Genomic DNA, 26,234 nt, shown 5'->3' with positions numbered 1-26,234 from the left:
GTCGGGGTGCCGTCCGCGCCCACCCGTGCCGTCCTGGGGGTCCCCCCCAGGCCCTTAAGGCACTGAGGGAGGCACGGCTGCCCGCGGACGGACGGCATGGTTGCGGTCAGCGACAGCGGTTACCGTGCTGGGTACTGATCGACTGGGAGGGACCATGCCGGGGACCGTGTTGTTGGTGGCCGGTTCGCCTGTGGGTAAGGGGCGGCTGGTGGATGCGGCGGGGGTGCTTCCTGTGCTGGCGGCTGTGGCGCCGGGTGTGTTGGCGGGCGCGGAGACCGCGAACGTCGTCGAGCTGGCCGACCCGTTGGAGCCGCAGGCCGTGCTGACGCGGTTGCGGGCGGCCGCGGCGGCGCCGGGGCCGTTGACCGTGTACGTCACGGGGCAGATTCAGCTGGACCGGCGGCAGCGGTTGCCGCATCTGGCGTTGGCGCGTACGACGCCGGCCACCGTGCGGTACACCGGGTTTCCCTGGCACTGGTTCCGGGAGGAGCTGCGGCTGCGGGCGCCGGGGACGACCACGCTGTTCCTCGATCTGCACGCGGACGCGGAGAGCTGGGAGCTGTTGCGCTCGGTCCCGCTGGACTGTGGCCGGGAGAGCGCCGTGTACGGCAGGATCGCGCCCCCGCCGCACCGGCGGTCGCTGGGCGGACCCTCGTACATGAAGGCCGTGGCGACGATCCTGCGCAGCGGGCACCGGCCGCCGCTGGACCAGCTGCACCAGCAGGCACTGAGCCGGATCACCGGTGAGGACGTCGGTATCGTGCTGGCCACGCAGCCGCCGGCCGTGAGCGATCCGCACGCCGCCGTCTCCGCCGCGGTCCGGGCCGGCCGGCATGCGGATGCGGACGGGCTGGCCGCGCGGTGGGAGCAGGCAGCCGTACGGGCGCACGGTGCCGCCTCCGAGGAGGCGCTGCACTGGACGGAGGTGCGGGCGGATCTGGCGATGCTGGCGGGGGACGCGGCCCGCAGCTGCCGGACGTGGCTCGCGGTGGCCGCCGCGCGGCTGGCCGCCGGACAGGCCGAGGACGCGCCCGCCGTGGAGGCGGCCGTGGACCGGGCCCACCACCAGTGGGGCGAGGTCCGCGATCCGGCACAGGCCCGCGAACTCGGCGCGGCGCTGGCGGAGTTGCGCGGCCGGGTGCCCGGTCGGCGGGCCGGCGCCCTGGACCACGTACGGCAGCAGCTGCGGCGGCTTCAGCCCCAGGCACAGCACTGAGCGCCGGCGCGAACTGCCTGCGGAAGCCGCCGTCCGGACCCTCCCCAGTCCGCAACCACGGTGCCATGATGGTGAGTTATGGCTGAGGGGGATGGAGTGGCCGACCGAGTCATCCGGGTCCGCTTGGACGAGACCGCGACCGAGAGCGATGTCGGCGCGCTGCGCAAGTGGCTGGAACGGGAGCAACGGCTCGACGAGAAGGTGCGTGCGGGCGAGCTCCGGATCCATGAACGGCGCCGTACGGACGAGTCCGGGGCCCCGATGGGCATCGCCATGGAGATCATCGTGGCGATGATCGGGGGATCCGCGTCGGTCGCGTTGAACCAGTTGCTGGTGCAGGTCGCGCATGCCGTGGAGGCGTGGCGGGAGAACCGCCGCGAGGTCGAGGACGGTGATCCGCCCGAGGCCAGCGTGGACCCCGTGGACCTCGACGGGTAGGCCGGTGACCCGTTTCGATCCGCGCGGGCGGGTGAACCGGGCACTGCTGGTGGGTGTCTCCACGTACGACTTCACGGAGCCGCCGCACGGTGTGCCGGGCGATCTGCCGGCCGTCGAGGAGAACCTGAACCGGCTGCGCGAGGTGCTGTCCCGGGGCGGGGTCTTCGGCGAGCACCAGATCACCGTCGCCCGGTCGCCGTCCCTGGACGACTTCGAGCGTGAACTGCGTACGGCCGCCGAGGAGGCCCAGGGGCTGCTCCTGCTGTACTTCGCCGGGCACGGCGCGATTCCCAGCGCGGGCGACGAGCTGTTCCTGCAGATGCGCAACGCGAGCGTGATCCCGGGCGGGCATGCCGTCTTCCCCGGCGCGGAGATGTTCACGACCATGCTGACCTGGCTCGCCAGCAGCCCGGCCAAGCGGATCGTGGTGATCCTCGACTGCTGCTTCGCGGGCAACGCGGCCTGGATCTGGGAGACCTTCCGGGACAAGCGTCGGGTGCTGCTGCTGATGAGCGTGCAGGCCAACCACCGTATCGACGCGGGCGACGCGGCCACGCCCACGCCGTTCACCGGGGAGCTGCTTCAACTCCTGGATGAAAAGGGCGAGTTGGGTTTCCGGCAGGTCTCGGACGTGCTCCGGGCCCGGATGGCCGCGGGCCGCCACGAGACGCTGCGCGGCGAGCCGTGGACCCCGCAGAGCCGGGCGGAACCCGATGAGGACGTGCTGCTGTCGGCCCGTGGGGACGGGGTGGATCAGGGGGCCTGGAGTGTCTGGGCGGCCTGGCGGGCCGGTGACGACGGGGACCACGGCTCGCAGCGGCCCCTGCTGCTGCGGCTGCTCCCCGCCCGGGCCGCCCGCCTGCGGTGGCCCCGGCTGACCCGCATCCCGGTCCGCCCGGGTCGGCGGCACCCCCGAGGCCTGGCCCGGCGGGCCGGCGTCTGGGTCGGCCTCCTGGCCGCCCTCGCCGCCCTGGGCCTCGGCTCGTACGGCCTCCTCGGCCTGGTCGGCGGACCCGGCGACTGTGCGCCGCCCCTCGAGTTACGCGTCCTGACCGACCCGGACCTGGAGGCGACCGTCGGTGCCGCGGCCGACGCGTATCTGCCGTCGGACGCGAACACCACCGGCGACGGCTGCCGGCGCAGCGGCATCACCGTCTACAGCGCGGGCTCCGCCGACGCGGTCACCGCGCTGCGCCGCGACTCCGGCGCCTGGCACGAACCCCGCGAGAACCTCAACCCGCAGCGTGACATCGGCCCGCAGCCGGACATCTGGATCCCCGCCACACCGGCGGACGTCGCCCGGGTCACCACCGGCCAGGACACGGACGCGCTCGCCCTTCTGGAGCCGGACAACCGGGCGTTCGCGTACTCCCCCATCGTGCTGGCCGTACCCCGCCACCTCGGCGTCCTCTCCCTGGACGAGCGGGCAGGACCCGCGCTCTCCGAGATGATCGGCGCCCTGCGCGAGCGGGACGACCGTGCCGAAGTGCGCCGCCCCGACCCGGAGTTCGCGGACAGTGCGCTGCTCGCCACGACGGCCCTGTACGACACGCCCGGTGCCGATCCGAGCCGCGTCGAGCAGGAGATCGCCCCGGCGGGACCGCCCGCCCGCACGGCCGCCGACCTGCTGTGCGCGCTGCCGGACGACAAGGCCGTGGACAACCGCACCGCGGCCCTGGTGCCGGAGTTCCTGATGAAGAGCGGGGTCGGCTGCGACCGGACGACCCGCAGTCCGCGGCTCGCCCAGTACCCCGGCGACGTATGGGGCCTGGAGCCCGTGTTCGTCCGGGTCCGCTGGCAGGGCGCCGACCTCGACCGGGACGCGCGCGACGCCGCGGCCGACGACTTCCGGGAGTGGCTCACCGGGGAGGGCGGACGCACCGCCTTCGCCGAGCACGGTTTCCGCGCCGCCACCGATGACCGCGCCCTGCTGGACACGAGCGGCACGGTCCCGGAGGGGGTGTTGCGGGCGCCCTCCCCGCTCGTCGAGTCCGCGGGGCGGGACGCGATGGAGACGGCGCTGAGGAAGTACCGCGACGCCCGCGGGCCCGGCCGCGTCCTGTTCCTGCTCGACAGCTCCGGTTCGATGGCGTCGCGGTGGAAGGGGGCCAGCGGCGGCCCCGGCCTGCTGAAGCAGTCGCTGGGCGGGCTCGGCGAGCAGGACGAGTACGGCGTGTGGGCGGTGGCGGACACCGGGAACTCCTCGTACGACACCCTGCTGCCCTTCGGCCACCACACCCGCAAGGACGCCGAGCGCGCCGTCGACGGCCGGGCCCGGGTGCGGGACGCCGAGGCCGACCCGTACGCCGCCCTGCTCGCCGCCCTCGACGACATGGCCGGGCGGGGCGCCGACGACGACCGTCCCCAGCTGATCGTCCACATCACCGACGACGAGGACGCCGACCGGCTGACCGGCGCCCGCCTCGACGACGTGCTGAACCGGGCAGAGTCGGCGAAGGTGCCGATCGCCGTGGTGTCGCTGGCCGGCGGCGGCTGTGCCGCGGGCGAGCCGGGCGCCCGGATCTCCGCCGCGAGCGGCGGCCGCTGTCTGGACGCCGACGACGAACTCGGCGCGGGCCTGAGCGACGAGGTCGCGCGCACCGGAACGGGGGAGGACTGATGGCCCGACGGCTCGCCGCCCTGCTGGCCCTCCTGCTGCTCGCCGCGTGCACCGGCGGCGGGAACGGCACCGACGCCGCGCCCTCCCCCGAGGTGCCCGGCGACATCGTGGTGGCCAGCGGCCGGGACGTCACCGGCAAGAACGGCATCCGCCAGCAGCTGATCGACGTGTGGAACCGGCAGCAGGAGCAGGACAGGACCGGCTTCCGCGCCCGCCTGGTGGAACTCCCCGGCAGCGCCGACGAACAGCGCAGCCAGCTCCTCGGCGCCCTCCAGTCCGGCAGCGCCACCTACGACGTGGTCAACCTCGACGTGACCTGGGTGCCGGAGTTCGCCGCCGCCGGCCTGGTCCGCCCGCTGCCCGACAAGGTGATCGACACCGACGTCATCAAGTCCGTCGCCGGCACGGCCCGCTGGGACGACAAGGTGTACGCGGCGCCGTTCAACAGCGACGTAGGACTGCTCTACTACCGGCGCGACCACCTCCGGGACGGCGGCGTACAGCGCACCGACCTGAGCGGCGGCCTCGACTGGCGGGAGCTGGAGGAGCTGGTCGACACCCTGTACGAGCATCCGCCCGAGGGCTACGAGAAGGGCTGGACCACGCAGCTCGCCGCGTACGAGGGCCGGACCGTCAACGCCGTCGAGGCGTTCGCGTCCGCCGCGCAGGACCTCACGCTCACCGACGGCGACGGCCACTACAACGCCACCGTCGCCCAGCTGACACAGGGCATCGGGGAGCTGCGCCGGCGCACCCAGACGCCGTACCTGCTCCAGGACGCCGTCCACTCCGACGAGGCGGCGACGCTCGGCGACTTCGCCGACGGCCGCACCACGTTCCTGCGGCACTGGCCGTACGCGTACGGCACCCTGCACCAGTCGTTCACCGACGAGCAGCTCGGGGTGGCCCCGCTGCCCGGCCGGGCGGTGCTCGGCGGCCAGAACCTCGCGGTGACCGCGGCCTCGCAGCGGTCGGCGAAGGCGGTCGAGCTGATCAGGTTCCTCACCGGCAAGGAAAGCGAACGCTGCCTGCTGGACGCGGGGTTCGCGGCGACACGGGAGTCGGCGTACACGGACGACGCCGTACGGTGCACCGCCGCACCCACGTCTCCCTCCCCGTCCGGCGAGAGCGCCGACCGCATGCCCCGCGACCCGGCCGGCCGCCCCGCCTACGCCCACCGCATCCTGCTCCCGGCCCTGCAGGGCGCCGTACAGCGGCCGCGCACCGCGCTGTACGGCGCGTTCACACAGACGTTCACCGCGCAGCTGGGCGCGCTGTTCGGCGACAGCCCGCCGAGCGACACGGCGCTGGCAACGAGCCTGGACGAGGCGCTGAAGAAGGCGCTGCCGGACTGAGGAGGTCGTTCCTGAGCAGCCCCGGCTAACGCTTCTCGTAAGGATTCGCCGGCTCCTCCACCGTCCGCACGCTGCCCGCGTCGAGGACCGGCGGCCACGCCGCGTCCGTGCCCAGGGTGCCCTCGGGGTGCCACGTACCGGTCACCGTCACCCATGTGTCCGTCGCCGGCGCTTCCGCGTCCCGCACTTCGACCTTGCTGGTCGTCGCGTCGGCGGCGCAGCAGGAGACCAGGAGCCGTGTGACGTACCACGTGCCGTCGTCGTCCCGCGTGACGAAGCCGGTCAGGCGGACCGTACGGCCCTTCAGTGACCGCTCGCTGTCATAGATCGCCCGGGAGCTGAACTCGGCGAGCGTGAGGTCGAGCACCCTCTTGGAGGGCAGCGCCGGGAACGTCCCCACCCCCTGTGCCGCCCGCTCCGCCGCCTCCCTCTCCGCGCTGTACGAGCCCAGGGCGGGCGGCGGGAAGAGCAGCAGGGCGAGGGCGGGCAGGGTCAGGAGCCAGGCGACGCGCGGACCGGCGGGGCCGTGCTGGTGCCCATGGCCGTCGTCATCGTCGTACTCCTCGTGCCGCCTCCGCAGCACCGCAGACACCACACCCAGCAGCACCAGCGCCACCCCCGACACGATCAGGTACGGCCGCAGCCCCGCCTGCACATACCGCAGGTACAGCTCGCTGAACGCCGAGATGCGCAGCACCGCCCCGCCGGTCAGCAGGAGCAGCACCGCCGGTCCGTAGCGCCTCACAGCAGCCACCACCCCACCAGCACACTGGACGCCACCGCCACCACCCACGTCGCCGAGGCGAACCGCACCGCGAAGGCCCGCCCGAACGTGCCCGTCTGCAACGCGATGAGCTTGAGGTCGACCATCGGGCCGACCACCATGAACGCCAGCCGCGCGGTCGGCGAGAAGCCGGACAGGGACGCCGCGACGAACGCGTCCGCCTCACTGCACACGCACAGCACGACCGCCAGTACCGCCAGCAGCAGAACCGACAGCCAGGCGGAGCCGGTGAACACGTCGAGGACCGCGCGCGGTACGGCGATGTTGAAGGTCGCCGCGGCTGCCGCGCCCAGGACCAGGAAACCGCCCGCGTGCAGGAAGTCGTGCTGGAGGCCGCTCGCGAAGCCCCGCAGGCCGGGCGCCGGCGGTCTGCCAGCCCCCGGCAGCCGCAGCCACCGCTCCTTCCCGAAGCGGGACCACAGCCAGCCCATGACCACGGCCGCCGCCAGTGAGGCGACCAGCCGGGCCAGCACCATCTCCGGCTGCCCCGGGAACGCGATCGACGTCGCCACCAGCACCACCGGGTTGATCGCGGGCGCGGACAGCAGAAACGCCAGGGCCGCCGCCGGGGCCACTCCCCGGCGCATCAGGCTGCCCGCCACCGGTACGGACGCGCACTCACAGCCGGGCAGCACCACCCCCGCCGCGCCCGCCACCGGCACGGCAAGCGCCGGGTTGCGAGGCAGCAGCCGACCGAACACCCGCTCGGGCACGAACGCGCCGATCGCCGCCGACACCACCGTGCCCAGCAGCAGAAACGGCACACCCTGCACCGCGATCGCCGTGAACACCGTCCACCAGGCCGCCACCGGCGGCGTGTACAGGTCCAGCGCGAGCAGTGGGCCGAGCACCGAGACGACCGTCGCGATGGCGATCAGGGCCGCGCCGCCGACGACCGCGTAGACGAGCGCACGCACGCCGAGGCGCAGGCCGTCGGCCAGTGTCCGTTGGTTCTCCACGCGTCTGTCCCGGTCGTCCGTCCCCGTCCCCGTCCCGCGCAGGTTAACGGGGGCCGCTGTGCGCCACCCCGGCTTCGTCAAAGAGGCGGCTGTGCGGGGGCCGGCCCGAGGGTGGTGGTGCCGGGGGCCGTACGGTGGCCCAGCCCCGTGCGGTACGCGTCCAGAGCCGCCTCCACCCGCCCGGTGCGGCGCAGCAGATCGCCCAGCAGCCGGCACAGGTCGGCCAGGTCGCCTGCGGCGCCCGCGCGTTCCAGCAGGCTGAGGGCGCGTACGTAGTGCTCCTCGGCCGCGTCCGTGTCGCGGGCGTCCTCGGCGATCCGGCCGAGCAGGCGGTGCGCGGCGGCGGCGTGCACGGCGCCGCGCTCGGAGGAGAGGTCACCGAGGACGTCGTTCAGCAGGGCGGCGGCCTCGTCGGACTTGCCGCGCCGGTGCAGTACGTCGGCGAGCTCGACGGCGACCTGGCTGCTGTAGAGGGCGGCACGCTTGGCGGACAGCATCGTCTGGGCGGCCCGCAGCTCCTCCTCGGCGCGCTCCAGCCGGCCGTTCTGGGCGTAGACGTAGCCGCGCATCCAGTGGCAGTTGGCGAGTTCCGTACGGACCTGGAGCTGGCGGTACATGTCGGCGGCCTTGGCCAGCGAGGCGTCGGCCTCGGCGAGCCGCCCCTCGGCGACCAGGGTGCGGGCGACCTGGCGGTGCATCCGGGCGACCAGCGCCGGGTCGCCCGCCTGCGGCGCGAGGGCGAGCGCGAACTCGGCGGCCTGCGCGGCGCGCGCGTGGGCGCCCATGTCCATGTACGGGCCTATGACCCCGGCGTAGAGCAGAAGCAGCGCGTCCGGATCGTGCAGTCCACCGCGGTTCAGCTCGTCGAGAGTCGACTCCAGGAGATAGACGGCGTAACGGAGCTCTCCGGCCAGGTAGTGCGACACCGCCCGGCCGCGGATCGCGGGCACCCGGGCCGGGAGCGGAGCATCGGCCTCGGCGAGGGACTTCTCGGCGCGCTCGAAGTGGCGGCGGGCGGCGATCAGATCGCCGGTGTCCAGGCCGCACTCGCCGAGCCCCAGCAACGCGGTGGCCTGCTCCTCCGCCAACCCGTACCGCTCCGCCTCCACGAGCAGCGCGGCGTACTGCTCCGCCGCCTCCTCCGCGGCCCCCGTGGCGAGGGTGCGCTGCGCCTCGGTCAGCCGCAGCCGCAGATCGGTGGCGAGCCGGGCCGGGCGTCCGGTGGCCAGCTCGTCGAAGGCGACACCGAGCCGGTCGGCGAGATGCCGCAGCGCCTCGTCGGAGGGGCGGACCCGGCCGGCCTCGAGGGTGGAGATGTACGCCGGGGTATAGGCGGGCTCGGCCAACTGCCTCTGCGTCAGTCCACGTTCATGCCGCAGCTGCTGCACTCTGCGCCCGATGGTCTCGGGGTCGTCCCGGTTCGCCATGCGTTTCATCATGCCAGTAAGCCGACTTACACGAGTGGTTGTTCAACTCTCCTTGCCCCTCTTCCGGTTGAGGGCCCCAACCCTCTAGGTTATGGAAGAGATTAAGGCCGCTTAATCCGTCGCTGTCGTTGCGAGGTTCCCGTGCCCGGACCCACATCCGCCCCCCACGGACGCCCTTCCGCCCGTTACGCCAGGGCAGCCGTGGCAGCCGTCATCGCAGCCGCCGCACTGATCACCGCGGCGAACGCGGTTCCGGCACGGGCGGCGGAATCGGCACCTGCGCAGTCGGCCGGGGACAGCCGGCACGGTTAGCGGCGGCTGCTCCCGCGGTGAGGACCCGTCAGGCCGGGCGGCGTCCGATCGCGAGCAGGTGCGAGCTCGCCGCCAGCAGCTCCGGGTACGGCTCCGCCATGCGCGCTGCGGTCAGCGCCGACTCGAACATCGGTGAGTCGATCAGTGACTCGCCGGTGTGCCGCTCGGTCGCCGCGAGCAGCGACCAGGCCGGCCCTTCGATACCGAAGACCTCCGCGCCGCCGAAGCCGGCCGCGGCCACCTCGTCGCGCAGCTGCTCGCTGCTGTGGAAGTAGGCGGCGGTGAACGCCTTCCTGCCGTCATGGATCTGCGTGGCCAGGATGCTGCCGATGCTCTGCCGCATCGGTTCCTTGTAGAGGTGAGCGAACGCGGTGTGCTCGAACAGGGATGCGTACCGATTGATGCCGGCTGCTGCCAGGAGACCGCCCGGCTTCAGTACGCGGTAGGCCTCGGCCAGAGCCTGGTCGCGATCGGCGCGCTCGAGCAGGTGATAGAGCGGCCCCAGCATGAGCACGACGTCGTACGAGGCGTCCTCGGCCGTGAGGTGGCGAGCATCTCCGAGTTCGACCGTGGCACCGGTCTGTTCGGCCCGTTCGATGTGGCGGGGGATCGGGTCCACGAGGTGCACGGTGTAGCCGTCCTGGACGAGCCACCCGGCGTGGGCGCCGGGACCGCCGCCGACGTCGAGTACGCGTGCGGGCGGGGTGGGGAGGTGACGGCTCAGCAATTCCTGCGTGCGTACCATCTCCAGGCGTCCGTCGGCGGTCGTGGTCAGCCGGTCCGCCTCGTCGATGGTCTCGGTGTAGAACCTCACGATCTCCGGAGCTACTTCAGGGCTCTTCATGCGGGCATTCTGGTAGCTCACCGGTGGACCAGTCCAGTGATCGGAAGTGTGCCCAGATGCCCCTGCTGAAGTACGAGCAGATCGCCGAGGATCTGCGCACCCGGATTTCGAACGGCGAGTTCGGTCCCGGCGAGCTGTTGCCGTCCGGTCGTGACCTGGCGGAGCAGTGGGGCGTGTCCCGAGCCACCGTCGTCAAAGCCTATGACGTGCTGCGCAACGACGCTCTGGTGGTCGCCCGCCAGGGTGCCGGGTTCACGGTTGCCGAGACGCCGATCGCCCGCCCCGCCGGCCGACGCCGCGCGGGCTCCACGCGTGTGTCCGGCGGTTCGCCGTACCGTCGTCTCGGGGTCCCGGACCGTACGGCGCCGCCCGCGCATGTTGTCGACGCCCTCGGCCTGAAGCCGGGCGAGGACGCGCTCCGGCGCATCCGGCTGGTGCTGCTCGACGACGGCTCCCCGCACAGCTTGGTCACGGCATGGTTCCCGCCCGCCGTTGCGGAGGCCGCCCCGCGCCTGGCGATGAAGGGGCCGATCGCCGAAGGTACGACGCATTACGTGCGGCGCCAGACAGGCCGCTTCCCTGTAGAGGGAGTGGATGTGACAACGGTGAGGCTGGCTACCGACGAAGAGGCTTGTCTGCTGGAAGTGGAACAGCCGACCGCGGTGGCCGTGGTGCTGCATGTCGCGCTTGACCATGCTCATCAGCCCCTCGTGTGCGAGGAGGGCGTGACGGCGTCTCACGTGTTCGAGCAGATCGAGAACTACCCGATGGGGTAAGGAACCAGCCCCCTCACTTGACTGGACCGGTCCACCGGTCCAGTCTTCTTTTTGCTGCCGTGCAGAGCCAGTTACTGCGAGCCCGCCCCCTGCCCGGTGGACAGAACGAACCCCGGCGACCGCTGCCAGTGCCGCACCGGGGTGCGGCCAACTCTCGAACCAGACAGGGAGCGTCGACGTGTCGAACGACACCGCATCACCTGCGGGATGCCCATCCGGCGACGAGATGACCGACAAGACCGAAGCACCCGCGCGGTCCGCCGGATTGATGCGGGCCCAGGCCTCCTGGTTCATCGACCAGCGCTCGCTGCCCCGCCACCAGACCGTGAAGGGCTTCAGCCAGGACTTTCACGGCTACCTGAAACAGCTGATCCCGCAGATCGAGCAGCTCGCTGAAAACCTGCCTCCGGACGACGTTCCGGCGAAGGTCGCGCTGGCCGGTGTCGCCGAAGCCCGACGGCGTCTGGAGGAGGCGGAGGCCGCGGGCCTGTACGGCGAGGTCGAACGTGTCAAACGGCTCACCCGGTCCGTCATGGCCCTGTGCGACCACTACGACGCCCTCACCGGGGTCCTGATGTGCCTGGCCTGCGACAAGCCGATCGAGGCGGTCGACGCCTGGGTGCCGTACGACTGTGTCAACCCCTGCGGACGCGCCGCACCGCCCGGCCGGATCCACGCCCGCTGCGCGGGCGCGCCGCACTGCCGCTGATCGGTGGATTCAGCCCCCCGTTTCGCGTGGGCTCCTACGGGTAGTCGGGCCTCGTTTCCGGGCGGGTGGTGGTGCTGGTGGTGGGGGCCCGCCGCGTTGTCGGAGGAGGGAGTCACTGTGCGGCCCAGGGACGAGCCGGAGCCGGCGTGGGCCGCCGACGCGATCGCCGGCGGGGTCCGGGGCGCCGATCCCGGAGAGATCCCGAGAACGGTGTGCCTTGTCGCGGTCCGGCTGCTGCCCGTGACCTGCGCGGGCGTGTCGCTGTGCGGCGACGGCATGCTCGTGCCGCTCAGCGCCAGCGACCAGCGGGCCGCCTACCTGATGGAGATCCAGGCCACCCTCGGTGAGGGCCCCTGTCTGCACGCCGCACGCACCGGCGCCCCCGTCATCGCCGCCGACCTGGCGGGCCGGGACGCCGACCGCTGGCCGGTGTTCGCCCAGCAGGCGACCGCAGCCGGCGTACGGGCCGTGTACGCACTGCCGCTCGGCGACGACTCGGGGTGTGTGGGCACGCTCGACCTGTACCGCGACAGCCCCGGCGGCCTCAGCGCCCGCGAACTGCACACGGCGTATCTCATGGCCGGCGTCATGACGGTCGCCCTGATGGCCCTGCCGGCCGACGAGGAGAACGCCAGCCGGCTGGCGGACGGCCCCTGGCTGAGCGAACTGGCCACCGAGCACGACGAGGTCTACCAGGCCGTCGGCATGATCATGGCCCAGCTCGGCGTCGGCTCGGACGAGGCACTGGCCCGGTTGCGGGGGCGTGCGTTCGCGCGGGGCACGACCGTGCTCGACGTGGCACACGACGTGGTGACCCATCGGGAGCGGTTCGAGGGGCACTAGTCGGTGACGCTCTCGGAGATGGCGAACCTTGTCTCGCACTCCGGGCACGTCGCCTGTCCGAAGAGGCGGGTCACCCAGTCAGCGACCTGGTCCTGACCGGCGTCACGCGCCATGGTGTAGATCCGGGCGCCGATGTCGGTCAGCTCGTCCGTGCTCGCCGGGTGCAATTCGACATCGCACTCGTCCGCGTATTCGCCCAGAAGAAGGCAGGTGAGCGCCTCGCACTCGGGACATTCGGCCTCGAATTCCTCAATCAACAGTTCAAGCCGCTGAGACCAGACCGGCACGTTCTCGAACGCCAGCAGGCTCTGCGCCAGGTACACGAAGGTCTCCGGTTCATCGGCCGAGACCTCGGTCAGGCAGACGCGGACGGCAAGCGTCAACTCGGTGATCTGGGAGGCGTAACAGGCACGCTGCGCCGTGTCGGCTTCGGCAACGATCAGGCCCGCCATGAGCACCGCTTGCTTCCGCTCGCCAGGCGCACGGCCGGTCGCGATGTCCGCGAGGACTGGCAAAGCGGCATAGCTCGCCTCGTACACGGTGCCTTGGTGGCACAGCGCCGACCAGAGGTCGTGCCAGACCTTCTCGTCCTCCTGCTCGCCGGCGAGGCGGGCGAAGAGGCCAGGTATGTCGTCGGCTGGTCCGTACGCATGCCTGAGCTGCGACCAGTCCACTGCGTGGTGTGTCATGCGGCCGTGTTCTGCCTGGCCTCGTCCGCTAGCTGTGGTGTCTCAGGACGTTGGTTACACGAGGTCCTCACGGTGATCCACAATGCTACGGAGCTTCCTTGATGAAGCGCGGCCCTGGCAGCACCGAGGTCTACGCAGGTCAGCCAGGCGCTTCGATCTGAGCCTCGGACGAGGACTAGCCACCGAGAGCCCGGTGCCTATGCCCGATGCGGACCGGCGAGGCGTTCGGCCAGAAACTCGCGCTCGGCGTCGTTCCCGGTCAACTCCAGCGCCTGGCGGTAGGCGATCGAAGCCTCGTCCGAGCGGCCGAGGCGATGCAGCAGATCCGCCTTGATCGCCGGTAGGTACTGGTATCTCGCGAGCCGGCCGTCCTTCTCCAACTCCGCAACCTCTGCCAGCGCCTGTGCCGGCCCAGAGACCATCGACACCGCCACCGTGCGGTTCAACGCCACCACCGGTGAGGGCCACACCGACAGCAGCTCGTCGTACAGGGTCACGATCTGTGGCCAGTCCGTCTGGTCGTAGGACGGCGCCTCAGCGTAGAGCGAGGCGATCGCCGCCTGCAGGACATAGCGGCCCGGTCGCCCGCCGCGCAGCCCGTCCACGATCAGGTCGTGCGCCTCGGTCATCGCCGCGCGGTCCCAGAGCGATCGGTCCTGGTCCTCCAGTCGCAGCAGGCGACCGTCGGCGTCGACCCGGGTGGCGCGCCGGGCGTCGGTGACCAACAGCAGGGCGAGCAGCCCCCGCACCTCCCGCTCGTCGGGCATCAGCTCCCGCAGCATCCGGGCCAGCCGAAGCGACTGGTCCACCAGGTCGTTACGCACCAGCGATGCGCCGGACGGCGCGGTGTGCCCGGCGGTGAACAGCAGATGGATCACGCCGAGCACCGCGCGCAGTCGATCCGGCAGCTCAGCCGCTCCCGGCAGCCGGTAGGGGATGCGCGCAGCCGAGATCTTCTTCTTCGCCCGGGTCATCCGGGCGGCCATCGTCGACTCCGATATCAGAAACGCTCGGGCGATATCGGCGGTCGTCACCCCGCACACCAGCCGCAGCGTGAGTGCCAATTGCGCCTCCTGCGCCAACGCCGGATGGCAGCACATGAAGATCAGTCGCAACCGCTCGTCCGGTACCACGTCCTCCGGCTCGACGGCTGCCGGTTCGTCGATGGCCACCTCGTCCTCCGTCTCCTCGGGCTCGACCAGCAGCGGAAGTTTCGAGCGGAACGTCTGCTCACGCCGCACCGCGTCCATCGCACGGCGCTTGGCCGCGGTTGTGAGCCACGCCTCCGGATTGGTGGGGATCCCGTCGCGGGCCCAGCTCGCCAGGGCCGCGGCATATGCCTCCTGCACGCACTCCTCGGCCAGGTCCAGGTCGCGCGCGACGCGCGCCGTCGCGGCGAGCACCAGGGCCCACCCGCGACGGTGCGCGTCCGCGACAGCCGTTTCGACGTCTGCCCAGGGCGTCATGCCGCGGCGGGCCGATTCGCGATGAAGCCGCCTTCGACGGGCCGCACCTCGACACCGCCGCCCTGTTGGGTGGCGGGATTGGCCCGAGCGATCTTCAGAGCGGCGTCCAGGTCGGGCGCCTCGATGATGGCGAAGCCGGCGATGACCTCCTTGGCATCGACAAACGGGCCGTCCGTCACCACGTCGCCGCGGATCGAGGTCGCTGTGTCGGCGGCGGGCTGCAGCGCGAATGCCGCGACCAGGGCGCCGGACTCCACCATGTCCTCGAAGTGGCGGTCATGGGCCACCCGCGCCCCAGGAATGACCTCGGCCTCGTCGACGTGTGCCTTCGCGTAGATGAGGATCGCGTACTGAGCCATGGCAGCTGTCCTTCCAGGTACTTGTTGTTGCCTGACACCCTTACGTCGAACGGCCGGCCCCGATTCGACAGCCCTCCTCGAAATTTCTTCGACCGATACCCCGCGACGTGACGATCACCCAAGCAGACGCGGCCGACCAGTGAGGGATCGGCCTCTCGCCGGTCCGTCGCCGATCTTGTCGACCGGGCTGGCGAAGAGGGTAGATCTCCTTGCTGACCACGTCCCTCTTGTTGAGCGAGGGCGTGCACTCCGGCCGCCGATGACCACGGGTGGACTCCTACACGAAGGCCGTCGCCACTCGCGGAACCAACCTCATGAGACGGCACAGCTAGCAGGACGGCCCCAGGCCCCACGACCACCGCTTGCCGGCGTCCGCATCGGACCCGGGCGTGATCCGAAGGAAAGGCCTCAGGCCTGTCGTCATTTCCCGCCTGCCCGCCCTCCGGGCGGACGAAGGGAAATGACGACAGGGCCCTGGTCTCGCCGAACAGCCTCACACCAGTGCCCGGCCCTGCTTCCTGACCTCCGCGAGCCGTTCGGCGCCCAGTTCGGCCGCCTCATGGGTGACCTCCATGTACACGTCCCCGAGGCCGCCGTGGGTGAGGGTGAACGCGTCCTCACCCACCCGTACGGCCGCGACGTCCAGGGTGAGGGTGACGGGCTCGTAGTCCGTGTCGTCGGTGACGGTGATCCGCAGGCCCTGCCGCGCGTCCCCGACCTCCGGCAGCTCCGCGTCGAAAACCTCCACCCTCCGCTCCACCCCGCCCGCGGTCGTCGCCGTGAACTCCCCGCACTTCTCCGGCAGCGTTCCCAGCCAGGCCAGCGTGCGGTCCACGTCCCCCGCGCGCTGAGTGGTCACCTGGTGGCGCAGCTGGGCCCCCTCGTCCCCGTCGTCCAGGCCGGTCACCGCGCGGGCCGGGGTGCCGAGCAGTTCGTCGGCGTAGAGCCCGTCGAGTAGACGCCCGCAGTCGCGCCGGTCGGCGGGAGCGGAGGCCTTGAGGAACGCGTCCCGCCAGGTCGCCGAGCCCTGCGTCGGCGCCCATGGCTCACCCAGGTCGGCCTCCGTGATCAGCGCCGACCGGGCCTGTGCCTCGGTGAGGGCGGGCACCCCGGTGGCGGACGGGGGCGTGGCGGAGACGACGGGCGATGCGGAGGCGGCGGCCTGCCGGGCCGCCCAGGGTTGCGCACCGGAGCAGCCGCCCACCGTCAGCAGCGCCCCCGCCGAAAGGGCGGAGGCGAGGAAGGCGCGGGCGGCCGGGGGTCGGGTCATAGAGGTGCCTCCAGGGGGACTTTCCGACAGTCGTACATCCACGGCACCACCGGCTCCCGCCGGGCGCCAGCGGTGCCGGGCCGTACGGGTGAGCGGCGCTGTGGGCGCACCGCAAACGCATGCCCCACCCCTCGTGCATCGGCGTGCGCCCGTGTCGGTGGCGGCCGACCCTGGATACGTGAGCCCGCACCGACCCGGAAGGTGAACGTCATCATGAAGACGCCCCCAATCGTTTCGCCACAGGAGTGGGAGGCTGCGCGCCAGGAGCTGCTCGTGGAGGAGAAGAAGCTGACCCGCGCCCGTGACGCACTGGCTGCCAGGCGGCGCAGGATGCCGTGGCAGGCGGTGGAGAAGAAGTACGAGTTCGACGGACCCGCCGGCAGGGTGAGTCTGCTCGATCTGTTCGAGGGCCGTCGTCAGCTGATCGTCTACCGCGCCTTCTTCGAGCCGGGCGTGTCCGGCTGGCCGGACCATGCCTGCCGCGGCTGCTCCATGCTGGCCGACCAGGTCGGCCACCTGGCCCATCTGAACGCCCGCGACACCACGCTCGCCTTCGCCTCGCGCGCACCGCAGCCCGAGATCGAGCGGGTGAAGGCACGGATGGGCTGGGCGATGCCCTGGTACACGATCACCGACGATTTCGACATCGACTTCGGTGTGGACGAGTGGCACGGCACGAACGCGTTCATCCGCGATGACGACCGAGTGTTCCGCACCTACTTCATCAACGCCCGCGGCGACGAGGCCATGGGGAGCCTCTGGAGCTACCTCGACATGACGGCACTCGGGCGGCAGGAGACATGGGAGGACTCTCCCGAGGGCTATCCCCAGACCCCGCCGTACGAATGGTGGAACTGGCACGACGAATACGGCGACGCCGAGCCGGCGGAGGAGTGGCTGGAGACAACGCGTCGAGGCCCGCGAGGCCGGCAGGACTGAACACTTCACGGAAGGGCTCGGGTACGCGCCCGCGGCGCTGGTGCTGCCGGAGTGCGGACAGCCGCCCGTAGACGTCGGCCGCGCCGGGTCGGTCCCCACGGCTTGAGGATCGAGATCACCGTCATGAAGGCGTAGGCGGACAGGGAGACGACCGGCCCGAACAGCACGTCACCGGCGTCGGGCAGCGGGCCGCCCGCGGCGACGGCGGTGACCGCCGAGTTCACGCCGGGGCGCAGTGCGAAGACCGTGGCGGTGGTCGTGGCCAGGGTCAGCCAGAACTTGGTGTAGACCCACCGGTGCCGCGCCAGCCCCCACGCCGTTCCCAGCGACAGGAGCAGGCCGCTGAGGAGGGTGAGGAACGCGACGGGGAGCAGCAGCCAGTCGGCGAAGAGCTTCATGGCCCGGACGGAGGCCTCCACGGTCACCGCGGACCCGGTGGTCGTCGCGGTGACCCCGAGCGCGAGCAGCCCGAGCGTGAGCCCGAGCCAGCTTGCGGAGGCGGCCACATGGACGACGAGGGAAGCCCGCCGTGCGGGCCGGTTCAGTTTCATGCCCAACACCGTGCCGGGCGGGAGCGGCGACGACGTCTGACAGCGGGAGTAACCTCGCGTACTGGCCTCGGCGTACGGACGGCGTACGGGCGTACATCGGCGTACGGACGCGCGGAGGAGAGCCGAGCGCCCACCGAAAATCCTTCGCGCGCATCGCCGACCCCCGTTACCGTCACCCCATGAAGCGCGCCCACCCGTCTCTCACGACGACGCCGGAGAGTGTCCCGGCGCGCTGACCACTGACGCAGACGACGCAGAAGTCGAAGCCCCGGGGCGAGTGCCCCGGGGCTTCGTCGTCCCCTGGCGGTTCCTCGCCCCCCGGAGCGAGGGAGAACCCCGTGCACGACCACCGCCGCCTCGGCCGTGATCTCGACCTGTTCGACACCGATCCCCTGATGGGTGCCGGCCTGCCGTACTGGCTGCCCGACGGGGCTGTCGTACGCCACACCCTGGAGGAGTACATCCGCGAGGCCGAACGCGCCGCCGGCTACCGGCACGTGTACTCGCCCGTCCTCGGCAAACGGGAGCTGTACGAGATCTCCGGCCACTGGTCCCACTACAGCGACGACATGTTCCCGCCGATGAAACTGGGTGCCGAGGAGGTCGTCCTGCGCCCCAGCCTCTGCCCCCACCACGCCCTGATCTACCGCTCCCGCTCCCACAGCTACCGCGAACTTCCCCTCCGCATCGCCGAGTTGGGCGGCATGTACCGCTCCGAGCTGTCCGGCGTGCTCGGCGGCCTCACCCGGGTCCGGGCGATCCACCTCAACGACGCGCACATCTTCTGCACCCTGGAGCAGGCCGTGGACGAGGCCCGAGCCGCCCTGGAGCTGATCCGCCGCGCCTACGCCGACCTGGGCATCCGCGCGGCCCGCCACCGCCTGTCCCTGCCCGCCGAGGGCGGCAAGTACGTGGCCGACCCGGCCCTGTGGCGCCGGGCGACCGCCCTGCTCGAGGAGGCCCTCGACGCCTCCGGCCTCCCCTACGAGTCCGCACCGGGCGAGGCGGCCTTCTACGGCCCGAAGATCGACGTACAGATCGCGGACCCGGCCGGCCGCGAGACCACCCTCTCCACCGTGCAGATCGACTTCCACCAGCCCGCCCGCTTCGACCTGCACTACACCGGCCCCGACGGCGCGAAACACCGGCCGGTCATGGTCCACCGCAGCATCATCGGCAGCGTGGAACGGGCGGTCGCCCACCTCATCGAGCAGCACGGCGGCGCGTTCCCGCCCTGGCTGGCGCCCGTGCAGCTGGCGATCCTGCCGGTGTCCGAGGCGCAGGAGGAGCGAGCCGCGTCCGTCCTGAACCAGGCCACCGCGCAGGGCCTCCGCGCGGAGCTGCACGACCCCGGGCAGGGCAGCCTGGGGGCCCGGATCCGGGCGGCGCGGCTGGTGCCGTACCAGGCGGTGATCGGGGCGCGGGAGGCCGACGGTGACCTGGTGGCGGTGCGGCTGCGGGACGGCCGCCGGCCAGGGGCGGTATCCGCTGCGGAGCTGCTGCGGCTGATCGCCGCCCGCGTCCGGGACCGGCGCTCCGAGCTGTGGGAATCCGCGTAGGGTCACTGCCGTAGGGCAACAAGGCCCGGGTGAGAGGAGCCTGGACGTGACCGGTCAGCCCATCCCCGTGATCATCGACTGCGACACCGGCGTCGACGACGCCCTGGCCCTGCTGTTCGCCGTACGGCACCCGGGCCTGGACCTGCGCGCGATCACCTGTGTCGCCGGGAACACGGACGTCGACGGCGTGGTCCGCAACACCCTCACCGTGCTCGAACAGGCCGGCGCCCCTGGTATCCCCGTCGCCCGGGGCGCCGAACGCCCGCTGATCGAGGCACCGCGCTCCGCCCGGGTCCACGGCCACGACGGCATGGGCGACCTCGGCCTGCCGGCCCCCACCCGCAGGCCGGTGGACGTGGACGCGGTGACCCTTCTGCGCCGGGAGATCCTCGCGTCCCCCCGCCCGGTCACCCTCATTCCCACGGCGCCCCTGACGAACATCGCCCTGCTCCTGCGCACCCACCCGGAGGTGACCCGCAACATCGAACGCATCGTCTTCATGGGCGGCGCGGTGACCACGGGGAACGCCACGCCGGTCGCCGAGTTCAACGTCTGGCACGACCCGGAGGCCGCGGCGGTCCTCCTCACGGCCGGCGTGCCGATCACGATGTACGGCCTGGACGTCTTCATGCGCGTGGTCGTCCCCGCCTCGGACGTACGGCGGCTGCGCGCAAGCCCAGAACCGGGCGCCCGCCTCGGCGGTGAGCTGCTCGCCCACCGGGGGCCCGGCACCGAAGAGGACCCGGCGGGCGGCCTCGGCGACGCGGGCGCCGTGTGCGCGGTCGCCGACCCGGCCGGGCTCACCACACAGCCGCTCCCGGTGGAGGTCTCCCTCGCCCCGGGCCCGACCCGAGGCCAGACCGTCGTCGACCGCCGCCCCCGCCCCGGCGAGTCCGAAATCCACGACGGCACACGCGAACAGCCCCTCGTCGACGTGGCGTTGGACGTCGACGAGGAGCGGTACGTGAAGCTTTGGCTGTCGGTGGTGGAGGGGTAGCTGTAGGAGGTCAGACGGTTCCTGGTGCCATGGATCGAGGGCGTGCTTGCCTTGGGTCCGGACTGCTCCGAGTTCCTGAAGTCCGCTGCACGTTGCGGCGGACCGGCCAAGCTCTCGGCCCGTTCATTCACGAAGTGCGAACGACGCCCGCTCTAGCCACTTCGCGCCGTCATGCACCATGAGGTCAACCGACGAGACCCGGGACGTGAAGGGCAGTTTGCTGAGAAGGTCCGCCTCAATTTCATCCAGGACAGCATCGTTCTGCCCGTCAGCGACGGTCAGGTGGGGCACGACCTCGGTGAACTCGCCCCCCACTTGGAGGGGCCTCGGGCCACCGGTCAGCGATCACCTCAGTGAGCCGCCGCAACTGCGCGTCTGGGTCAGGAACGAGATACAGCACGCCGGGAAACCGCCCACAATTCTCAAAGCGCAGGTCAAAGGCATGATGCCTGCCGAGCGCGTCAGCGAGAGCCGAGCAGACACGCGAATCTATTCGACTCTCGTCGAGGAATGGAAAAAGCACCGTGACATGTGCTGGAACCCCTGCTCGGGCCGACGGATCGAACCGTTCACGCCATGCGCGGACGGCAGGCTCCGCGTCCGGGATCCTGACGATGAGTCCCGTCCGGCCTGCCTGAAACCTGCTCGTGCTGCTGTCTGCCATGACACGGCATGCTGCCACCTCAGCCCCCGACTCCCCGGTGAACGGGGGCGGTTGCGTGCGGTCGGATAGGTGCATGACGACCGCTCGTCGCGTGCTCTATCTGTTCGGCTCAGCAGCCCCGCCCGTCTTCGACGTCGCGGAGGTCATCCGGGACGCGCAGGCCCGCGGCTTCGACGTGTGCCTGGGCCTCACCCCCACCGCCGCGCGCTGGCTCGCACCGCAACTCACCGAGCTGGAGTGGCTGACCGGACACCCCGTGCGCAGCGAGTACAAGGTGCCTGGCGAGCCGGATGTGTGGCCGATGGCTGACGTGATCGCGGTCGCGCCGGCCACGTTCAACACGATCAACTCGTGGGCGCTCGGCCTCACGCACGACTTCGTGGTCGGCGTCGTCGCCGAGGGCATCGGCAAGCGCATCCCGACGGTCACGATGCCGTGCGTGAACGCCGCCTATGTGCAGCATCGGCAGTTCGAGCGGAGCATCGGGGAGCTGCGGGCCATGGGTGTGCAGGTGCTGTACGGGGACGGCGGCTTCGTGCCGAACCAGCCCGGTCAGGGCAAGCCGAGGGAGTACCCCTGGCACTTGGTCCTTGACGCCGTAGTGGAGATCACGCGCACCTGATCACGTGGGTGTCAGCGCGCCGGCCTGGATGCCCCGCGCCCGGCCGGGTTCGCGGACGATGGCGTCCCCGGTCCTCGTCGATATGCCGCGATGCGTGGCGACCACGATCCCCGCGCTGCCCGCCATCCATCACTCCGCCGCATGTCGATGTTCGCTTTTCCGGCCAACTGGACAGAGTCCTCCTGTTGCCCGCAAGCAGAGCCGCCCACACAGCAGAGGAGACCGAGTGACCACGCCCGACCTCTCCCCGAAGAACCCCGACTGGTGGCGCCAGGCCGTGATCTACCAGGTGTATCCGCGCAGCTTCGCCGACGCGGACGGCGACGGGCTCGGCGACCTGAAGGGCATCACCCAGCGCCTGACCCACCTCGCCGCCCTCGGCGTGGACGCCCTGTGGCTGAGCCCCTTCTACCCCTCCGAACTCGCCGACGGCGGCTACGACGTCGCCGACCACCGCGACGTCGACCCGCGGCTCGGCACACTCGACGACTTCGACGCGATGGTCACCGAGGCGCACCGCCTGGGCCTGAAGGTCATCGTCGACATCGTCCCCAACCACACCTCCCACCAACACGTCTGGTTCCAGGAGGCGTTGCGCGCCGGGCCCGGCTCCGGCGCCCGCGAACGCTATGTCTTCCGGGACGGCCGCGGCGCACACGGCGAACTCCCGCCCACCGACTGGCAGTCCGTCTTCGGCGGCAGCGCATGGCGGCGGGTACCGGACGGCCAGTGGTATCTGCATCTCTTCGCGCCCCAGCAGCCCGATCTCAACTGGGAGAACGAGGAGGTCCGCGCCGACTTCCGCACCACCCTGCGGTTCTGGTCCGACCGCGGCGTCGACGGCTTCCGCGTCGATGTCGCCCACGCCCTCGCCAAGGACCTGAGCGAACCGCTGCGCGACCTCGGTGCGCCCGAGCTGAGCGACGAGAAGGCGCTGAGTGAATTCGCCCCAGGGACCCATCCCTTCTACGACCGCGACGAGGTCCACGAGATCTACCGCGACTGGCGCAAGATCCTCGACGCCTACTCCCCGCCCCGTATGGCGGTCGCCGAGGCCTGGGTCCCGGGCGCCCGCCGCGCCCGGTACGCCCGCCCGGACGAACTCGGCCAGGCCTTCAACTTCGAGTACCTGCAGGCGGGTTGGGACGCCGACGAGCTGCGCCGGGTCATCACCGACTCGCTCGCGGACGCCCGCGCGGCCGGTGCGTCGGCCACCTGGGTGCTGTCCAACCACGACGTCGTACGCCACACCTCCCGCCTCATGCTCCCGCCCGGCACGGACGACAACGCCTGGCTGCTGTCCGGCGGCCACGCGCCCGCAATCGACGAGGTGGCCGGGCTGCGGCGCGCGCGGGCGGCGACCCTGCTGATGCTGGCGCTGCCCGGGTCGTCGTACGTCTACCAGGGGGAGGAGCTGGGCCTGCCCGAGGTCGCCGACCTGCCCACCGCGGTCCTCCAGGACCCGATCTGGGAGCAGACGGGCCGGGTCCGCAAGGGCCGCGACGGCTGCCGGGTGCCGCTGCCGTGGACGACGACCGGTCCCTCGTACGGCTTCGGCGCGGGCGGTGCCTGGCTGCCGCAGCCGGCGAGCTTCGCGTCGTACGCCGTCCAGGCCCAGGACGGGGTGCAGGGCTCGACCCTGGAGCTCTACCGCCGGGCCCTGCGGCTGCGCCGCAAGCTGGTCGAGGGCGAGACGCTGACCTGGGCGGAGGACACCCTGCCCGGCGTTCTGCAGTTCACCCGTTCCGACCGCTGGCGCTGTGTGGCCAACCTGTCCGGCACGCCCGTACCGATGCCGCCGGGGGAGCCGCTGCTGACCAGCGCCCCGCTGGAGCCCGACGGACGTCTGGGCCCGGACACCACGGCGTGGCTGGGACTGTGACCGGGGCCTGCCCCGCCTTCACCGGCCCGCAGTAGCCGTTCCGTCGACGACGGCCAGCTCGTGCGGGGTGTCGTTCAGCCGGCGGCCGCCGTGCTCCGTGCAGGTCACGATGTCCTCGATCCGGACGCCGAACCGGCCCGGCAGACAGATGCCGGGCTCGACGGAGAAGCACATGCCCGGCACGAGCGGCTGCGCCTCGCCCGCCACGAGGTACGGCGGCTCGTGGGTGGTGACGCCGATGCCGTGCCCGGTGCGGTGGACGTAGTACTCGCCGTACCCGGCGTCCTCGATCACCGACCGGGCCACCCGGTCGATGTCCTGGCAGGCCACGCCCGGCCGTACCGCATCGACCGCGGCCTGCTGCGCGGCCCGCACGATGTCGTGCACCCTGCGCTCCTCGGCGGTGGGCTCGCCGACATGCACGGTACGGGTGGTGTCGGAGCCGTAGCCGTCCTTCAGGCCGCCGAAGTCCAGGACGACCATGTCGCCGTCCTGGATCGTCCGGTCGCCCGCCTCGTGGTACGGGTTCGCGCCGTTCGGACCGGAGCCGACGACGGTGAAGTCGACCTGGCTGTGCCCATGTGCACGCAGCAGCCGGGCCAGGTCGGCGGCCACGTCCCTCTCCCGGCGCCCGGCGAACCGTACCGACAGGATGTCCCGGTACGCCGCGTCCGCGGCCGCCCCCGCCGCGGCCAGCCGCTCCACCTCGTGCGCGTCCTTCACCGCCCGCAGCAACGGCAGCGTGACGCTCAGCGCGTGGTACGTGGTCAGCGGCAGCGTCTCCTGGAGGCCGAGCAGGTGCATCGCCCAGGTCGCGTCGCCGACGACGTACCGCCCGTTGGGGCGCAGCAGTCCGGCCGCCGCGGCGTACGGGTTCTGGCCGTCCCGCCACTCCGTGATCCGCAGGGCACCGGCGCCGGGGGCCGCGGTCGCGTCCGGGCGTTCCAGTGCGGGGACCAGCAGACGGGGCTCGGAGTCCTGGGTGAGGACGAGCAGGGTGAGGCGTTCGGTGATCGCGGGGGGCCGGTAGCCGCACAGCCACTCCAGGTCCGGGCCGGGCGTGACCAGCAGCCCGGACAGCCCGGCGGCGGCCGCGTCGCGCGCCGCCCGGTGCATGCGCGCGGCGTAGTCCTGCTCGGTGAAGGTCACCGCGGTCGCCGTCTCGCCCATGGTCAGTACCGCACGGCCCGTGCGACCTCCACCTGCACGTCGCCGGGCAGCTCGTGGGTGCTGCGGGCGGTGGCCTCGCCGCTCCCGTCGGCCGGGACGTCGGAGACGGTGACGACGACGGTGTCGAGGAAGTCGCCGTCCCGGTTCTTGAAGTCGACCTGCACGATGAAGGATTTCGTCGAGTCGGTGGTGTTCCGGGCGGTGACCTCGACGGTGGTCCGTCCGTCGTCGGCGGTCGTCGGCCTGCCGAGGGTAACGTCGTCCCTGACGTCGATGCCCTTGGTGATCTCGTCGATCCTGCGCTCGGCCTCGGCGGTCGCCGACGCCCAGAAGTCCGAGGCCTGCGAGGCGGCCGACTCCACGACCGAGGCGGCATCGGTGGGCCGCGGCTCGGTGTCGTTGTCGTTCGTACAACCGGTCAGCCCGGCGCCCACGGCCACCACCAGCGCCGCTCCGACCGCCCACCACCGCGTCCGGTAACGGGCCATGTTGCCTCCCTGAATGCGTCCTCCACTCCAGTGAAGGCCCACCCGCGCGACCCCGCATCCGCATGGCCTTCACCCGGATGGCGTACGTCCCGTGGTGGCGGCCGGGACCGGCCCGGATCCTTGAAGCAGGAGCCTTTCAGGGCAACGCAGGACAGAGACGGAGCCCGGCCATGACCGACCAGCCGCACGCGAACGAGCCGCCGGTCTGGGACACCGCGCACCGGGGAGCCGCCCCGGCTCCTCCTCCGCCCGGCGCCCCTGGCGCACTCACCGGCGGCATCCACTTCGCCGGCGTCCTGATGACGCTGAACGGCATCCTGGCGATCTTCCAGGGCATCGCCGCGATCGCGGAGGACGACGTGTACGCCCGGATCGGCTCCTACATCTACGAGATCAACCTCACCGGCTGGGGCGTGATCCTGCTGGTCCTCGGCGTCGTGGCCCTCGTCACCGGCTGGGGCATCCTCAAGGGCGCCGGCTGGGCCCGCCTCGCCGGTATCGCCCTGGCCTCGCTGAGCCTGATCGCCCAGTTCCTCTTCCTGCCGTACGCCCCCTTGTGGGCGCTGATCCTGATCGCCGTCGACTTCTTCGTCATCTGGGCGCTGGCGACGCAGTACCCGCAGCACCAGCGGTTGTGACACAAGGTTCGGCTGCTGACACCGCCCGGCGCGGTTAGGGCTTGTCCGGCGGATCATGCCGCAGACGCGGGGTCTGGCACGCCCCCCATCTGCCGCGTTGTCGTCGGTCGCCGACTCCCCCACTCTCGACTTCGCTCGAGCGGGGGGACCCCCATCGCGTCGACTCCCTCCTCCGCCTTGCAGCTGGACGCACCAGACCCCGCTCACCCGCGCTTATAGGGTGCCGCCGATTTCCTGCGACCTGATCCGCCGGACAGGCCCTAGCCGCCGAGGCAGATGACGAGCAGGCAGAGCTCCGGCGACGACGGCGAGTCCGGCGAGTCCGGCGACGAGGGCGAGGTCGGTGCCGGTGCCGGAGTCGACGGGGTGGTGCCCGGGTCCGTACCGCCGCTGTCCGCGGGGCCGGACGTCGGAGCGGTCGTGGCGGGGGGCGTCGCGCCGGAGGCCGGGGAGTCGGTGCGCTGCTGCGGAACCAACGGCAGGGACGGGACGACGGACTCCGTCTGCGTCGTCGGACCTGTGGGGTAGGGCGTGACGGGGGCGTCCGGCCGGGTGCTCTCCGGAGTGGTGCGGGGCGTGTCGGGCCGCTGCCGCGCCGGGTCGGATGCGGGAGCCGTCGGGGAGGAACGCGGTGTCTCGGGCGGGGCGGTCGACGGG

Annotated in this window: 28 protein-coding genes; 14 read left to right on the top strand and 14 right to left on the bottom strand. The window is 71.9% G+C overall.

The features are described 5' to 3' along the window. Positions 1-154: 154 nt before the first annotated feature. From ACTWQJ_RS08125 to ACTWQJ_RS08110, 4 genes are all read left to right on the top strand, one after another. Entirely contained in the window at positions 155-1,216 is a 1,062-nt protein-coding gene (locus ACTWQJ_RS08125) for a hypothetical protein (RefSeq protein WP_443305942.1), read from the top strand. 96 nt (positions 1,217-1,312) lie between these two features. Next, positions 1,313-1,654, top strand: a complete 342-nt coding sequence (locus ACTWQJ_RS08120) for an effector-associated constant component EACC1 (RefSeq protein WP_443305941.1) — start codon at positions 1,313-1,315, stop codon at positions 1,652-1,654. A 4-nt stretch (positions 1,655-1,658) separates the two neighbouring features. Beyond that, the gene (locus ACTWQJ_RS08115) at positions 1,659-4,274 is read left to right on the top strand and encodes a substrate-binding domain-containing protein (RefSeq protein ID WP_443305940.1); all 2,616 of its coding nucleotides are present in this window, start codon (positions 1,659-1,661) and stop codon (positions 4,272-4,274) included. Beyond that, entirely contained in the window at positions 4,274-5,629 is a 1,356-nt protein-coding gene (locus ACTWQJ_RS08110) for an extracellular solute-binding protein (protein WP_443305939.1), read from the top strand. Before ACTWQJ_RS08115 ends, ACTWQJ_RS08110 begins: the two co-directional genes overlap by 1 nt. Before the next feature lie 25 nt (positions 5,630-5,654). Here ACTWQJ_RS08110 and ACTWQJ_RS08105 read toward each other — a convergent pair whose 3' ends face one another. From ACTWQJ_RS08105 to ACTWQJ_RS08090, 4 genes are all read right to left on the bottom strand, one after another. Then, positions 5,655-6,374: a TIGR03943 family putative permease subunit gene (locus ACTWQJ_RS08105; RefSeq protein WP_443305951.1), complete on the bottom strand. Its 720-nt coding sequence runs from the start codon at positions 6,372-6,374 to the stop codon at positions 5,655-5,657. Further along, positions 6,371-7,372: a permease gene (locus ACTWQJ_RS08100; RefSeq protein ID WP_443305938.1), complete on the bottom strand. Its 1,002-nt coding sequence runs from the start codon at positions 7,370-7,372 to the stop codon at positions 6,371-6,373. Before ACTWQJ_RS08100 ends, ACTWQJ_RS08105 begins: the two co-directional genes overlap by 4 nt. Positions 7,373-7,449: 77 nt before the next feature. Next, a complete protein-coding gene (locus ACTWQJ_RS08095; protein WP_443305937.1) occupies positions 7,450-8,799 on the bottom strand; it encodes a helix-turn-helix domain-containing protein in 1,350 nt (449 codons plus the stop codon). Between the two features lie 340 nt (positions 8,800-9,139). Continuing rightward, positions 9,140-9,955: a class I SAM-dependent methyltransferase gene (locus ACTWQJ_RS08090; RefSeq protein WP_443305936.1), complete on the bottom strand. Its 816-nt coding sequence runs from the start codon at positions 9,953-9,955 to the stop codon at positions 9,140-9,142. Positions 9,956-10,011: 56 nt separating this feature from the next. Here ACTWQJ_RS08090 and ACTWQJ_RS08085 point away from each other — a divergent pair, with 56 nt between their 5' ends. From ACTWQJ_RS08085 to ACTWQJ_RS08075, 3 genes are all read left to right on the top strand, one after another. Next, positions 10,012-10,731, top strand: coding sequence for a GntR family transcriptional regulator (locus ACTWQJ_RS08085; RefSeq protein WP_443305935.1), 720 nt, complete (start codon positions 10,012-10,014; stop codon positions 10,729-10,731). Positions 10,732-10,909: 178 nt separating this feature from the next. After that, the gene (locus ACTWQJ_RS08080) at positions 10,910-11,440 is read left to right on the top strand and encodes a DUF6415 family natural product biosynthesis protein (RefSeq protein WP_443305934.1); all 531 of its coding nucleotides are present in this window, start codon (positions 10,910-10,912) and stop codon (positions 11,438-11,440) included. A gap of 117 nt (positions 11,441-11,557) precedes the next feature. Continuing rightward, entirely contained in the window at positions 11,558-12,283 is a 726-nt protein-coding gene (locus tag ACTWQJ_RS08075) for a GAF and ANTAR domain-containing protein (protein WP_443305933.1), read from the top strand. Here the strand turns inward: ACTWQJ_RS08075 and ACTWQJ_RS08070 are convergent. The 4 genes from ACTWQJ_RS08070 to ACTWQJ_RS08055 form a co-directional block, all read right to left on the bottom strand. After that, positions 12,280-12,822: a hypothetical protein gene (locus ACTWQJ_RS08070; protein WP_443305932.1), complete on the bottom strand. Its 543-nt coding sequence runs from the start codon at positions 12,820-12,822 to the stop codon at positions 12,280-12,282. The genes ACTWQJ_RS08075 and ACTWQJ_RS08070 overlap by 4 nt on opposite strands. Before the next feature lie 347 nt (positions 12,823-13,169). After that, on the bottom strand, positions 13,170-14,438 hold the full coding sequence (locus ACTWQJ_RS08065) for an RNA polymerase sigma factor (protein WP_443305931.1): 1,269 nt from the start codon (positions 14,436-14,438) through the stop codon (positions 13,170-13,172). After that, entirely contained in the window at positions 14,435-14,797 is a 363-nt protein-coding gene (locus tag ACTWQJ_RS08060; protein ID WP_443305930.1) for a YciI family protein, read from the bottom strand. Before ACTWQJ_RS08060 ends, ACTWQJ_RS08065 begins: the two co-directional genes overlap by 4 nt. Positions 14,798-15,290: 493 nt before the next feature. Beyond that, complete coding sequence (locus tag ACTWQJ_RS08055) at positions 15,291-16,067, bottom strand: hypothetical protein (protein WP_443305929.1); 777 nt, start codon at positions 16,065-16,067, stop codon at positions 15,291-15,293. Positions 16,068-16,280: 213 nt separating this feature from the next. On the opposite strand from ACTWQJ_RS08055, the gene ACTWQJ_RS08050 reads away from it, so the two are divergent. Then, positions 16,281-17,006 (top strand): DUF899 domain-containing protein, encoded by a 726-nt coding sequence (locus tag ACTWQJ_RS08050; RefSeq protein WP_443305928.1) that lies wholly within the window; start codon positions 16,281-16,283, stop codon positions 17,004-17,006. A gap of 5 nt (positions 17,007-17,011) precedes the next feature. Here the strand turns inward: ACTWQJ_RS08050 and ACTWQJ_RS08045 are convergent, their stop codons facing one another. Beyond that, positions 17,012-17,557: a DUF2269 domain-containing protein gene (locus ACTWQJ_RS08045; RefSeq protein ID WP_443305927.1), complete on the bottom strand. Its 546-nt coding sequence runs from the start codon at positions 17,555-17,557 to the stop codon at positions 17,012-17,014. A gap of 338 nt (positions 17,558-17,895) precedes the next feature. Here ACTWQJ_RS08045 and thrS point away from each other — a divergent pair, with 338 nt between their 5' ends. Continuing rightward, positions 17,896-19,116: a threonine--tRNA ligase gene (gene thrS / locus ACTWQJ_RS08040; RefSeq protein ID WP_443305926.1), complete on the top strand. Its 1,221-nt coding sequence runs from the start codon at positions 17,896-17,898 to the stop codon at positions 19,114-19,116. Positions 19,117-19,162: 46 nt separating this feature from the next. Further along, positions 19,163-20,113 carry a nucleoside hydrolase gene (locus ACTWQJ_RS08035; protein ID WP_443305925.1) on the top strand — a complete coding sequence of 317 codons (951 nt, stop codon included), beginning with the start codon at positions 19,163-19,165 and terminating at the stop codon, positions 20,111-20,113. A 123-nt stretch (positions 20,114-20,236) separates the two neighbouring features. Here the strand turns inward: ACTWQJ_RS08035 and ACTWQJ_RS08030 are convergent, their stop codons facing one another. Continuing rightward, a complete protein-coding gene (locus ACTWQJ_RS08030) occupies positions 20,237-20,428 on the bottom strand; it encodes a hypothetical protein (RefSeq protein WP_443305952.1) in 192 nt (63 codons plus the stop codon). After that, positions 20,382-20,777 (bottom strand): 2'-5' RNA ligase family protein, encoded by a 396-nt coding sequence (locus tag ACTWQJ_RS08025; RefSeq protein WP_443305924.1) that lies wholly within the window; start codon positions 20,775-20,777, stop codon positions 20,382-20,384. Before ACTWQJ_RS08025 ends, ACTWQJ_RS08030 begins: the two co-directional genes overlap by 47 nt. A gap of 73 nt (positions 20,778-20,850) precedes the next feature. Between ACTWQJ_RS08025 and ACTWQJ_RS08020 the strand changes: the two genes are divergently transcribed. Next, complete coding sequence (locus ACTWQJ_RS08020) at positions 20,851-21,399, top strand: flavoprotein (RefSeq protein WP_443305923.1); 549 nt, start codon at positions 20,851-20,853, stop codon at positions 21,397-21,399. Here the strand turns inward: ACTWQJ_RS08020 and ACTWQJ_RS08015 are convergent, their stop codons facing one another. Next, positions 21,400-21,525, bottom strand: a complete 126-nt coding sequence (locus ACTWQJ_RS08015; protein ID WP_443305922.1) for a hypothetical protein — start codon at positions 21,523-21,525, stop codon at positions 21,400-21,402. Between the two features lie 100 nt (positions 21,526-21,625). Here ACTWQJ_RS08015 and ACTWQJ_RS08010 point away from each other — a divergent pair, with 100 nt between their 5' ends. After that, positions 21,626-23,281 (top strand): glycoside hydrolase family 13 protein, encoded by a 1,656-nt coding sequence (locus tag ACTWQJ_RS08010; protein ID WP_443305921.1) that lies wholly within the window; start codon positions 21,626-21,628, stop codon positions 23,279-23,281. Between the two features lie 18 nt (positions 23,282-23,299). Here the strand turns inward: ACTWQJ_RS08010 and ACTWQJ_RS08005 are convergent, their stop codons facing one another. Together ACTWQJ_RS08005 and ACTWQJ_RS08000 are read right to left on the bottom strand one after the other, a co-directional pair. Further along, positions 23,300-24,451: a M24 family metallopeptidase gene (locus ACTWQJ_RS08005; RefSeq protein WP_443305920.1), complete on the bottom strand. Its 1,152-nt coding sequence runs from the start codon at positions 24,449-24,451 to the stop codon at positions 23,300-23,302. Positions 24,452-24,453: 2 nt separating this feature from the next. Beyond that, positions 24,454-24,939, bottom strand: a complete 486-nt coding sequence (locus ACTWQJ_RS08000) for a hypothetical protein (protein WP_443305919.1) — start codon at positions 24,937-24,939, stop codon at positions 24,454-24,456. 170 nt (positions 24,940-25,109) lie between these two features. Between ACTWQJ_RS08000 and ACTWQJ_RS07995 the strand changes: the two genes are divergently transcribed. After that, positions 25,110-25,577, top strand: a complete 468-nt coding sequence (locus ACTWQJ_RS07995) for a DUF7144 family membrane protein (RefSeq protein ID WP_443305918.1) — start codon at positions 25,110-25,112, stop codon at positions 25,575-25,577. Between the two features lie 276 nt (positions 25,578-25,853). Continuing rightward, positions 25,854-26,105 carry a hypothetical protein gene (locus ACTWQJ_RS07990; RefSeq protein WP_443305917.1) on the top strand — a complete coding sequence of 84 codons (252 nt, stop codon included), beginning with the start codon at positions 25,854-25,856 and terminating at the stop codon, positions 26,103-26,105. Positions 26,106-26,234 lie beyond the last annotated feature (129 nt).

This window comes from Streptomyces sp. KR55, from assembly GCF_052245645.1.
GTDB classification, from domain to species: Bacteria; Actinomycetota; Actinomycetes; order Streptomycetales; family Streptomycetaceae; genus Streptomyces; species Streptomyces flavusporus.
Note: the sequence above shows the minus strand (reverse complement) of the source record. Positions and strands in the feature narration are given on the sequence as shown.